The sequence below is a fragment of the Microcystis sp. M53603_WE2 genome (assembly GCF_030065435.1).
Genome location: NZ_JASJFF010000646.1, coordinates 1 through 11,558, shown reverse-complemented (window position 1 = coordinate 11,558; position 11,558 = coordinate 1). Strand labels below are relative to the sequence as shown.

Here is an 11,558-nt window from a genome sequence, read left to right as displayed (position 1 = left end):
TACCAGATATGGGAGTGATCAGGGGGAAATTCAGCTACTTTTTCCCTGAAAATTAGGTAATTGACCCCCTCAAAATCGGTAAAACCCCACACCCCACACCCTACACCCTACACCCTGCTTCTAGGAAAAACTTTTTCAGCAGACCCTATTTAATCCTAGTTCAGATTCTTGACTTTCGTAGCGAGATGATTCCCGCTCCCCTAGAAGTTATTTTTCCTAGATGATAAAAATCGGGGTTGAAAAATGTTCAACCCCGAAAAAAAGCAATTTTTGAGCGGATTAACCCACTGGTTGTAACTGTAATTGCGAGAGAATATCGCTTTGCTCAGAGCGCTGATGACTAGAGACTGTCACCACGGTTTCAGCAGTTACATCTAATAGCGCATGGTCTCCAGAATTGACTTTTCCCGATAACATCGCCTCGGCTAAACTATCCTCTAAGCGTCGAGTTAAAGCACGACGTAAAGGCCGCGCACCGTAGCTAGGATCATAACCCTCATTGATGACCAAATCCTTAAAAGCGGCGGTAACTTGCACAGAAATGCCTTTTTCTGTCAATTGTTTGGCTAGATCTGCGATAAGAATATCGGCAATCTGGGTAACTTCTTCGCGAGTTAACTGTCGGAAAACAATGATTTCATCGAGACGGTTGAGAAATTCGGGACGGAAATATTGTTTTAACTCCTCTGTCACCCGATTAGAAATCTGTTGGTAACGCGATTGAGCAAAATCGTCAGCCATCTCGAATCCTAAGCTATTACCGCCTTTTTCGATGACTTTTGAGCCAATATTCGAGGTCATGATAATTAGGGTATTCTTAAAGTCCACCCGACGACCTTGGGAATCGGTCAAATGACCATCTTCTAACAGTTGCAGGAGAAGATTAAAAACATCGGGATGTGCTTTCTCGATTTCGTCAAACAAAACTACTTTATAGGGTTGACGACGCACTGCTTCCGTTAACTGACCGCCTTCATTGTAACCGATGTATCCGGGAGGCGCACCAATTAACTTAGAAACCGTGTGGGATTCCATAAATTCCGACATATCTAGGCGAATCATACTGGATTCCGAGCCAAAGAGCAACTTAGCTAAGGCTTTCGTTAATTCAGTTTTACCGACTCCCGTGGGACCGGCAAAAATAAACGAGGCAATCGGACGATTAGGATTCTTTAAATTTACTCGCGCTCGACGAATAGCACGAGAAACGGCATTCACTGCCTCCTGTTGGCCAATAATCCGCTCGTGCAGTTGACATTCCAGATTTAAGAGCGATTCTGACTCAGTTTCAGTTAATTGGGTAACGGGAATACCTGTCCAAGCGGCGACAATTTGGGCGATTTCCTCCGCATCCACCACCGGAATTAAAGATTCGGGGTTGATTAGGGGTGATTCTTCCCTAACCTCCGCAGGACTTGTACTTTGCAGGGAATAGCGTAGATGGGTGCGGGATCCCGCTTCATCGAGAAGATCGATCGCTTTGTCCGGTAAAAAGCGATCATTGATATAGCGAGAGGATAGATTAACGGCAGCTTCGATCGCTTTTTGATCGTATTTTACCTGATGGAAATCCTCGTAGGTGGCTTTTAAACCCCGTAAAATCTCGATCGCCTGCTCTTTAGTTGGTTCTCCCACCATAACTGGCTGAAAACGTCTTTCTAGAGCCGCATCTCGCTCAATATGCCGTTTATACTCATCGAGAGTTGTTGCCCCTAAACACTGTAACTCCCCGCGAGCTAAAGCAGGTTTAAGCAAGTTAGAAGCATCCATAGCTCCTCCCATGCTACCAGCACCCACAAGAGTGTGAATTTCATCAATAAACAGGATAATACTGCCCGATTTGCGAACTTCCTCCACGATACCCTTTAAACGTTCCTCAAAATCGCCGCGAAAACGGGTTCCCGCCAGTAAAGACCCCATATCGAGGGCAATTACCTGTTTATCCTGCAAAAGTTCGGGAATATCGCCACTATGGATGCGTTGTGCTAACCCTTCAGCGATCGCTGTTTTGCCCACCCCCGGCGCACCGAGTAAAATCGGGTTACTTTTGGTACGACGGCCTAAAATTTGGACAACTCGCTCGATTTCTGGCTCTCTACCGATTACAGGGTCAATTTTGCCATTTTTGACCTCTTGGCTTAAATTGCGACTATATTGGGCTAAAATCCCGCCTTGGGGAGCATTTTTCTGGTCTTCATAGTCACTCTTTGCCGTGAAGCGACCACTAGCGACTTTTTCCCCGGCATTTTTAATTAAAAGGCCGCGAAGTTTGATCAAATCAACACCCTGCATAATTAAAATTTTAGCGGCTAGGGATTCGGGATCGCTGGTGATAGCGAGTAATAGATGTTCAGGTGCGATCGCCTGTTCCCCTAATTGTCGAGCTTCCTGAAATGCTTGCTCGAACATCTTTTTCGCTTTCGGGGTAAAAGGGATATTAACGGGACTGTAACCGGTGCCGCGGCCGGTCATTCCTTCAATCAGGCGGCGACTTTCGTGCAGGGTAACTTTTAAATCCTTGAGAATTAAGGCTGCGGTGGCGGTGGCTTCTCCTATCAATCCTAAGAGCAAATGCTCCGTACCCACGACACTGTGACCGGTACGACGGGCTTCTTCTTGGGCGAACATCACCGCTTTGATAGCTTTCTGGTTAAAGTATTCAAACATGATCGACGGCTTCCTGGCTACTGGGCTTTACCTGTTACTGTAACGTTTTCTTTACATTAGCCGGAAGGGTGATATCCGTATCAGTAGGGTGGGTTAGTCAGTGGTGAGCTTGGGCGATGCTTAAAATCCTTAACAAAAATTAAGGCTACTGGGAGTTATAACTTGACCCCCTGTGCAACTGTCGCTCTACAAAACTAATGCAAAAATGATAATTATTGATGTACCATATAAGGTACGATAACTGAGAAGGTAAGGATTGAAAAGGCTGCCAGCCAAGTTTTTTCGAGCCGAAGGTGGGTCGGAGCCAGTCAAAGATTGGTGGAAAACTCTCAGCCGTGAAGATTGCCGGATTATTGGCAGCGATATCAAGGACGTAGAGTTTAGCTTTCCCATCGGCTGCCCCTGTGCCGTTCACTTTCCGGTTATCAAGACTTATGGGAGGTGCGGAGTAGGGGCAATTCATGAATTGCCCCTACGGGCAGACGCATCACGCGGGTCATCTTTTACATCAGCCGAGGGGAGATGATTCTGCCGCACGGCAACATCGGCGAAGTCCCAAAAACCCCAAAACGGGAAATCTAGTAGGGGCGAACGGCCGTTCGCCCCTACTAGCGCAAGAAGGAACAGGAAAAATATGACCGCTAACCGCCATACTGGCTCCGATTTCGATGATTTTCTCAAAGAAGAAGGTCTTGAGGAGGACTGTAGTGCGGTGGCACTCAAACGGTTACTGGCGCGGCAGTTGGCTGAGGAGATGAAACGGCTCTCTCTGACCAAAACGGAGATGGCGGCGCGGATGCAGACCAGTCGAGCGCAACTTGACCGCCTCCTCGACCCGGAAAAGACGGGCGTTTCTCTCGATACTATCCAACGGGCGGCTTCTGTGGTGGGCCGCCAATTGCGAATCGAGTTGCTCTGAGGGAAGTCAGAAAGTTCGGAGTGCCGCAGATGAAATTACCCAACGGGGAACTGGCAGAAATCTCGATGGAAAAACTGATTGGCTATTGCTTAAATCCAGAACATTCCAGAGGAAAAAATAAAGCCAGAGTCTTTCGCTCTCGTCTGGGAATAACTGCCGAGAACGCTGAGGTTTTGCGATCGCTCATCTCACAGGCTGCCCTGGAGGGGGAAGTTGTGCAACAAGCGGTCACGGAATTCGGCCAGCAGTTTAAAGTGGATTGGACGATACCAAAACGGGAAGGAACACAACTGCGAACTATCTGGGAAATCAGCTTAATTAATCCCAACCCTCGTCTAATTTCTGCCTTTATCAAGTGAAGTACCATGAAAGACATCAAACTTTTAGATACGGTTGCCATCCTCAACTCCGTCCCTCGGGAGCGATTGACTTTAGTTGAGCCAGATTATGAGGCTGTCCCCAGCTTGCCAAGCGGACAGGTGGGAACAGTGGTTGAGGTGTATGAAAAAGGTTCGCGCTATCAATATTTAGTGGAATTTTCTGACAGTCAGGGGCGGGAATATGCGGTGGCTATTCTGCCAGGCGATGAGCTTCTGGTCTTGCATTATGAACTGGAGGTGGCGTGAATTCTGCTTAACGGAAAACGCTATGGCTCAAGTAAAAGTTTTCTATGAACCGGAAACGGAATTACTCACTGTCTTCTGGCAATCCCCCAGAAAGGAGCAGATTTGTACTGAACTGGGGGATGGGGTGATTTTAATTAAGGATTCCACCAGTGGCGAGCCGATTGGCTTGGAAATTCTCTCCTATCGCCCTGGGGACAATCGCTTTGATGCGGTGAGCGTCGAATTGGGGCATTTGAGTCCCGTCAGTTGATATTGGTCGTTATTCGGGTTGTGCTGTAACTCCAAACTCATCTGAGCGTTGAGGAGGCGTTTCCTGACGGAAGGAGGGGATGTCCCTATTGTCCCAGGTGAATCGCTGCCAGGGAGCAAAATCTAAAGATTTAGTAAAATGTAGCGTAGGATACTGTTATGGGGGGGGGAGTGTGTATCGTTGCTTTTAATACTATTTTAGGGTTGGGTAAGACTATTGCTTAACCCGACCTACGCAAGCAGCAAACTCCTTAAAGGATAAAGGTAAAAATGAACAGACTTAATCGAGCATTGATATTGAGCTTAGGTCTTACGGTAGTTTCTGGTGCCTTAGCTTCTAAACCTGTACAAGCAGCTTTAATTTCATTTAACGATACCACTCTAGGGAACGGATCATTCTCCTGGTTACAGCCAGGATTTACACTCTCAGCATCAGCATCGTCTGGAGGAGTGCTTTCAAGCATACCTTCTGGTGAATTTGCAGGCCTTTGGATTTCCCAGTCACAAACGGCATCAGGCGTTTATACGCTAACATTTTCTCAGTCAGTTACTTTAGCAGAATTTCAATTTGATGCTCTTAGTGGAAATGGTCCTCTTCCTGTTGAGACAATTGGTAGCTTTAGTATCTCCTCTGGTTTGCCTGCATTAAGCTATGTAAACCTACAGAACACTGTGTTTGATGGGAGTACAATCACTCAAGTAACTGGAGTGGACAATGGCAAAGGTATCTTGACTGTAACAAGTGCCTCACCCTTCACTTCTTTATCTTTTGTTCATAGTCAAAACCCAGGTCAAAATGGTTTTGTTATTGAGAGAGTTACAGTTGACACGACAGTCACGACGATACCTGAATCTTCCTCTACCTTCGGACTGATCGCCCTCGGTACTCTAGGCGCAGCCTCAACCCTCAAGCGTAAACTGAAGTCCTCTAAATCCACCGGAAAAGAAACCACAAAAGTTGGCTAAATTGCTTCTAAAAATACGACCATTGCCACCCCTTTATTCAGTCAGACCAAGTTTAGAGTAAAACTCGTAGGTTAGGTTGACGCAAGGAAACCCAACAACTTCCCGGAATATTTTCACAATCTTGGTTGGGTTTCGCCTTTTGAGCCGATTGGTAATACCTGCTCAATAATAATAGCTCAACCCAACCTACGGCCTTATCTTTACATTAGCCAGAAGGGGGATATCCGTATCAGCAGGGTGGGTTAGGAGACAGGAGTGGGGAGATGGGGAGTTTTTTGCTGTGAACAGTAAACAGTAATCAATTACCTGAAAACTAAAATCTGATCACTGTAATTAGTAAAACTCGTAGGTTGGGTTGACGCAAGGAAACCCAACAACTTCCAGGAATATTTTCACAATCTTGGTTGGGTTTCGCCTTTTGAGCCGATTGGTAATACCTGCTCAATAATGATAGCTCAATCCAACCCAGGGCTAGAGCGTCTGAGGGAATGCTAGATTTGACCATGACAGTAACTCAGCAGACAAACTACCATCAGGATTTTGGCATGAAAATTCATGGCTTGAGCGGACTAAAACTTTAATCTTTTCTCAATCTTTCTAACAGTTCAGAGCGGGATAAATTCACTAAAGAAAGAAGTAACCCGGTGCGTTCTGAGATGGGAAGTTGGGCAATCTGTGCAACTAGACCAGACAATTCCGAATCTAGGGTTCCAAACCGCCCTTCCAGAAGACTAGCTATCAGCGAGAGTTGTCCCTCTAAAGTGCCTTCCTGTTTTCCTTCTATTTTCCAATCTTCTCGCTGTTTTAGATAGGCTGGTGATAGGTTCATGATGTCCTCCTGTTCCTCGCTACTTAAATTATCTCTCAATTCCAAATTCTTACGCCAGTTGGCTAGAATTTCTAACAAATTTTCTTTAAAAGAGTTATCTTCTGGCAATTGAACTAACTCTTCTACGGCTCTTTTTTGTGTTTCTCCTTTTCCTAAAACCCTCAACCATAAAGTGTCTTCACTCACTGGTAACTGGTGGATGGCAACGATTGCCACTTTGAGGAAGTCAGCTAAAAAGTAAACCCCTTTTAACCAATTCCTCTCATCGCTGTCAGCCCTGAATCCTTGAATCATTCTAGCTGAAAAGGTGGGGGTGAGAATCCATAAAACTGGCAATTCTGCGACCGTCAGAGTTTTGTTTGCCCGTTTCGCCTTTCTTAACAGGTCATTATGAACAGTATATAACTTTGATATACAACTGCGAATCTCTATTTCTGAGGGCGGGTTACGGAAAGGTTCAAACAAACAGGAAGTCGCCGCCATTTTTCCGAGTAAACCTAAAGGGAGTTCGGTCCTTGATGGTGAACTGGCCGGTTCAAACCAGACATCTATTTCTTGAACCTCACTTTTCACTTTCTTACTCTTTTTTATGGTTCCTAGAGGCGCTAACAGTTCCTCTAAATATTCCTTGGCAAATTGGTCGTGAATTTGGCGGGTCATTCTCGGAGATGACTGAGAATATAAAAGGGGATAAACTATCCTATTATATCATTAATTAAAAAGGAATCCAAGCGACAACATTGATCCATGACTAGGAATCAAATTGACTAAGAGAGGAACGTCTTTTAAAAGGAATTAGTTTTTTGATTAATTCAGGTGTAATTAAGCCTTGGGGATAAAAAATCGTTCCCAAAACGATTAAAATTCCAAAAATAATCAAACGACCATCGCGCAAGAAATTCCCTAACCAAATTGGTAAACCATTCACGCCACCGAGGGCGCGTAAAACTTCGGGCAAAGCAGTTAAAACAATGCCTCCCACCACCGGCCCGACAAAAGTTCTTGAACCACCAATTAAAACGAAAGCCAGGAAAATAATACTGGCATCAAAAGTTCCCTGACGGGAATTCCAAGTATTGAGAAAATGGGCGCTTACCGCTCCCACAACTGCCGCTAAAACTGCCCCGAAAGTGAAGGATAAAACCTTGTGATAGGTGGGATTAATTCCCATGGACGCAGCTGCCAATTCATCGGCACGAATGGCATTAAATGCCCGACCAATTTTGATGTTTTCTAACCGATAGAGAAACAGCATAGTTAGGAATAAGAGGGGCAAGGCCAGCCAAAGGTAGGCTAATTGAGTAGTGAAGGGTTGGGGAATGGCGAAAATACCGACCGCACCGCCAGTTATCTCGAGATTAAGGGCAATAATTCTCAAAATTTCTACCCAGGCGATCGTGGCAATGGCTAAATAAATCCCTCGCAAACGGAGAACAGGAATACCTAAAACTATGGCTAATATTCCTGAAATAATGCCAGCAATTAACATTTCTAAAAAGACCAAATTAAGGGGATAATTGCTGCCGGTATTAGTAAAAACTTTCGTGGAAAGAATGGCGGACACATAACCGCCTAAAGCGTAAAAACCGGGGGTTGCTAAGGATAATTGACCAGCCATTAAGGGCAGATAAACTGAAATGCCTAAGATAGACCCAAATATCATTGAAACAATTAAAAAACCATAGGTGTTAAAAAAATCAGCCATATTTTCAGTGAGCGGTTATTGGGTATTGGGGGCTTAAGTTACTGGAGTCAATTAGCTAATTTTATCACCGTTTTCTCCCCTCTGATTCTCTGGTAATTCTCGAAATTATCATAATTTTTTATGTGACACTTTTCCTATATGGTAGCGTTCGCCACCTTAAAAGCAGACGGGATGATCGATGATGGGAAAAGGTATCTTCCTCAACTTTGTCCTGGAAAAAATTCGGGGGAATTTATGAAACAGCAGGATTGGTTACTCGGACTCCTACGGCTGAATTTCCACATAAAATCGCAGTAGCGGCTGAAAAAGTCCTAGAAGCTGAGGATATTATCGGTTTTACCCCAGAAGCGATCCATCAGGTGCAGGCGATCGGTTAGAAACCAGTAATGTGGTTTTAAACGTTTTCAATTCGATCCTCTCACTAATTAAGTAGCTGGTTATAATTAAATTAAAAATGGATTTTAGGTTCGATCCCCCCTGCCCCCCTTGATAAGGGGGGTGCCGATCCCCCCTTAGTCCCCCCTTTAATCCCCCCTTGATAAGGGGGGCATCTGACAACTTTTAACGCCTACCTACTTAGGTTAGAGAAATGATAGATAAATGAGAGGATCATGAGAGAAATATGAAAGTTCTCTGGGTAAAAATTAGTTAAGATAAGGGGAAATTAAAGGATAAACAACTATAGATGTTTACTTCACTCGAACTTTTAACCACTTCCTTTATTGCTGTGGGATTAGCCGCCGATGCCGTGGCCGTTTCTCTGACCAGTGGCCTGATGATTCGTCATATTCATGTTAATAAGGCTTTGAAAATTGCTTTGTTTTTTGGCGGATTTCAAGCGATTATGCCGATTATCGGTTGGGGTATTGGTCTAACTTGTCGCGATTTTCTTGCTTCTTTTGACCACTGGATCGCTTTTATTATTTTAGGGGCGATCGGCAGTAAAATGATCTACGAAGCTGTTCAAAATGATGACGAGGAAAAAAAATTTAATCCTCTAGATTCCTATACTTTAATCGGATTAGCGATCGCTACTAGCATCGATGCTTTAGTAGTTGGTTTGGGTCTATCGATGATTAAAACTCCCTTACTTTTAGCTTGCACTGTCATCGGTTCTATTACCTTTGCTTTATGTTTTATAGCTGTTTTTATCGGGCATAAATTCGGTAATTTATTTAGTCAAAAGGTGGAAATTCTCGGCGGTTTAGTTTTAATATTAATCGGCAGTAAAATCCTCATTGAACATTTAATCGCCTAGATTATCTCCATTTTTCACTATCCTCCCTATTTTCCCCGGCTGTTTTTCAACAGGGGAGTGGCTAATTCGGGATAACCAGCCTCAATTAAAGCCTGATCTCTGATGCGACAGGAATCGCATAAACCGCAGGGTTCAACTTCTCCTTGATAACAAGACCAAGTATCAGCAATGGGAACCCCCAAACTAACAGCACGACGGACGATATCTACCTTACTATCCATCACCAAAGGGGCAATTAATTGGGGTGCTTTCCCTTCTAAACCCGCTTTCGATGATAAATTAGCTAAAGTTTGAAAGGCCTCTAAATACTCGGGACGACAATCGGGATAACCAGAATAATCCACCGCATTAATTCCTAAATATATCGCCTCCGCTTCCCTTGCTTCCGCTAAAGAAAGAGCGATCGAAATAAAAACTGTATTTCTCCCCGGCACATAGGTAATCGGGATAATATCTGGGTTAATTCCCTCTTGGGGAATAGCAATAGATTGATCGGTTAAAGCGGAACCTCCCCACAAAGATAGATTGACTTCGATCAGATGATGTTCTTTAATTTCGAGGAAATTAGCAATTTTTTTCGCCGCTGCTAATTCACGTTCGTGTCTTTGTCCATAACGAAAGGAAAGGGCAATTAATTGATAACCAGCAGCTAGAGCGATCGCTGCTGTTGTCGCTGAATCTAATCCCCCGGAAAGTAAAATGATCGCCTTTTTTGTCATTATCCTAATGTCACCTGTGTTTGTTGATAATTAGCTACTAAGATAAATTGTTTTAGCCACCGCGAACCTAACAAAATCTCCTGAATTGCCTCCCCTGCAAAAACGGGAATTTCGTATTCCTGACCATCAATTCTTACTCTGCCTAAATATATATCAAAAAATGCTTCTCCTTGAGCGGTTATCAATTTATTTTGTCGCAAAAAACGCCAATCAAGACTGTCAGCATCTTGACTATTTATGGCTAAAAACTCGGTAAAACCCGTATCCAGCATGACTTCTGTGGGGAGAATCAATCCATCATCGCCAACTAAATCGATATCAAAATAAATTTGTCCTTTGGTTCCAAATCTCCCTTCAATCATATTCTGCCACTAACTCCAGTTTCATTAATGCCAAAGATATGATGAATTTTGTCGGGATATTTTGCCCTTGCTTTTTTACTGGCCACTTCTTGATCGGGATCGATAAAATAATCGCCGCTATCGGGTTCGATCGCAATGTACCAACCATAATAATGTTTCATTAACCGGGGCTGTAAACTCTGAAAAATCGGCCAACAACGATGATAAAATTCTAATTGTCGGGCGCGATGTTTGGCCTTTTCTTCCTCGGTAGATTGCATCTCTGGAAAAACTCGACCACGACGCACTACTCGTTCAGAATTGTTGTTAGACATAGTATTTAACCTCTTGTTAGTAAATTAGGGATTGGGGAGATGGGGAGTGGGGAGAATAAATAAAAAGTAATCTCCTGACTTGAAAGAGGGTGTAGGGTGTAGGGTGTAGGGTGTGGGGTGTGGGGTGTGGGGTGTAGGGAAGGAAACCTCTTTCATCTCTGGGGGTGAAAATTTTTTCATCGAGACTGACTCCTGATAACTGACTCCTGATAACTGACTCCTGATAACTGACTCCTGACTCCTGACTCCTGACTCCTGACTCCTGACTCCTGACTCCTGACTCCTGACTCCTGATAACTGACTCCTGACTCCTGATAACTGATAACTGATAACTGATAACTGATAACTGATAACTGACTAGCGGACTCCTAAAAACTTATGGGTTTGGAGACTGAGACGCCATTGGGGATGCCGAAGAACATAATTAAAGACTAACTCTTTGCTTTCCACTGTATTCCATTCGGGTTGTAGATATTTAATCACCCCTTCCGATAACTTACTTTCCTGCATAGATGCCCAGTCTAAATCCTCTGGATGAGCCACGACAATTTTTAACTCATTTACCCGTGCATAAATACTAGGATCGGGCATTTTATAAGTTTTAGGAGAAAAAGTCACCCAATCGAAAACCCCAGTAAAAGGATGAGCGCCAGAAGTTTCTAAATGTACCCGTAAACCCTGATTTTTTAATTCCTTGGTCAAAGGATCAAGATTGTGCATCAAAGGTTCACCCCCGGTAATCACCACCATAGCGGGGTTAGCCCCTTTTGCCATCTCAACCAATTCCCGCACCGATTGTTGGGGATAACGGTGGGCATTCCAAGACTCTTTTTGGTCGCACCAGGGACAATAGACATCGCAACCTCCCAAACGGAGGAAAAAAGCATTGCTTCCCGTCCAAAAGCCTTCGCCCTGGACAGAATGGAAAGTTTCGACAACAGGAT

15 protein-coding genes are annotated in these 11,558 nt (G+C 44.1%); 7 read left to right on the top strand and 8 right to left on the bottom strand.

What is annotated here, in order from left to right:
- Positions 1–279: 279 nt before the first annotated feature.
- Complete coding sequence (locus PX481_RS13920) at positions 280–2,667, bottom strand: ATP-dependent Clp protease ATP-binding subunit (protein WP_288094777.1); 2,388 nt, start codon at positions 2,665–2,667, stop codon at positions 280–282.
- Positions 2,668–3,301: 634 nt separating this feature from the next.
- On the opposite strand from PX481_RS13920, the gene PX481_RS13915 reads away from it, so the two are divergent.
- The 5 genes from PX481_RS13915 to PX481_RS13895 all read left to right on the top strand — a co-directional run bounded on the left by PX481_RS13915 (position 3,302) and on the right by PX481_RS13895 (position 5,427).
- Positions 3,302–3,586, top strand: coding sequence for a helix-turn-helix domain-containing protein (locus PX481_RS13915; protein WP_002756982.1), 285 nt, complete (start codon positions 3,302–3,304; stop codon positions 3,584–3,586).
- 29 nt (positions 3,587–3,615) lie between these two features.
- A complete protein-coding gene (locus PX481_RS13910) occupies positions 3,616–3,945 on the top strand; it encodes a DUF6883 domain-containing protein (protein WP_002756983.1) in 330 nt (109 codons plus the stop codon).
- A gap of 6 nt (positions 3,946–3,951) precedes the next feature.
- Complete coding sequence (locus tag PX481_RS13905; protein WP_002756984.1) at positions 3,952–4,212, top strand: DUF4926 domain-containing protein; 261 nt, start codon at positions 3,952–3,954, stop codon at positions 4,210–4,212.
- A 22-nt stretch (positions 4,213–4,234) separates the two neighbouring features.
- Positions 4,235–4,462: a hypothetical protein gene (locus tag PX481_RS13900; protein ID WP_002756985.1), complete on the top strand. Its 228-nt coding sequence runs from the start codon at positions 4,235–4,237 to the stop codon at positions 4,460–4,462.
- A 296-nt stretch (positions 4,463–4,758) separates the two neighbouring features.
- A complete protein-coding gene (locus tag PX481_RS13895; RefSeq protein WP_502846641.1) occupies positions 4,759–5,427 on the top strand; it encodes a PEP-CTERM sorting domain-containing protein in 669 nt (222 codons plus the stop codon).
- Between the two features lie 577 nt (positions 5,428–6,004).
- On the opposite strand, the gene PX481_RS13890 is transcribed toward PX481_RS13895, so the two are convergent.
- Positions 6,005–6,916: a hypothetical protein gene (locus tag PX481_RS13890; RefSeq protein WP_002756987.1), complete on the bottom strand. Its 912-nt coding sequence runs from the start codon at positions 6,914–6,916 to the stop codon at positions 6,005–6,007.
- A 91-nt stretch (positions 6,917–7,007) separates the two neighbouring features.
- Positions 7,008–7,961 (bottom strand): branched-chain amino acid ABC transporter permease, encoded by a 954-nt coding sequence (locus PX481_RS13885; RefSeq protein WP_002756988.1) that lies wholly within the window; start codon positions 7,959–7,961, stop codon positions 7,008–7,010.
- 206 nt (positions 7,962–8,167) lie between these two features.
- On the opposite strand from PX481_RS13885, the gene PX481_RS13880 reads away from it, so the two are divergent.
- Complete coding sequence (locus PX481_RS13880) at positions 8,168–8,338, top strand: hypothetical protein (protein ID WP_002756989.1); 171 nt, start codon at positions 8,168–8,170, stop codon at positions 8,336–8,338.
- 308 nt (positions 8,339–8,646) lie between these two features.
- Positions 8,647–9,219: a manganese efflux pump MntP gene (locus tag PX481_RS13875; protein WP_002756990.1), complete on the top strand. Its 573-nt coding sequence runs from the start codon at positions 8,647–8,649 to the stop codon at positions 9,217–9,219.
- Positions 9,220–9,245: 26 nt separating this feature from the next.
- Here the strand turns inward: PX481_RS13875 and queC are convergent, their stop codons facing one another.
- From queC to PX481_RS13850, 5 genes are all read right to left on the bottom strand, one after another.
- The gene (gene queC / locus PX481_RS13870; protein ID WP_002756991.1) at positions 9,246–9,938 is read right to left on the bottom strand and encodes a 7-cyano-7-deazaguanine synthase QueC; all 693 of its coding nucleotides are present in this window, start codon (positions 9,936–9,938) and stop codon (positions 9,246–9,248) included.
- On the bottom strand, positions 9,938–10,300 hold the full coding sequence (locus tag PX481_RS13865) for a hypothetical protein (protein ID WP_002756992.1): 363 nt from the start codon (positions 10,298–10,300) through the stop codon (positions 9,938–9,940). The genes queC and PX481_RS13865 overlap by 1 nt, the downstream gene beginning before the upstream one ends.
- A complete protein-coding gene (locus PX481_RS13860) occupies positions 10,297–10,614 on the bottom strand; it encodes a hypothetical protein (RefSeq protein WP_002799114.1) in 318 nt (105 codons plus the stop codon). Before PX481_RS13860 ends, PX481_RS13865 begins: the two co-directional genes overlap by 4 nt.
- 24 nt (positions 10,615–10,638) lie before the next feature.
- A complete protein-coding gene (locus PX481_RS13855) occupies positions 10,639–10,794 on the bottom strand; it encodes a hypothetical protein (protein ID WP_288024902.1) in 156 nt (51 codons plus the stop codon).
- 177 nt (positions 10,795–10,971) lie between these two features.
- Positions 10,972–11,558: 7-carboxy-7-deazaguanine synthase QueE (locus tag PX481_RS13850; RefSeq protein ID WP_288094774.1), on the bottom strand; the 587-nt coding region annotated here is incomplete at its 5' end.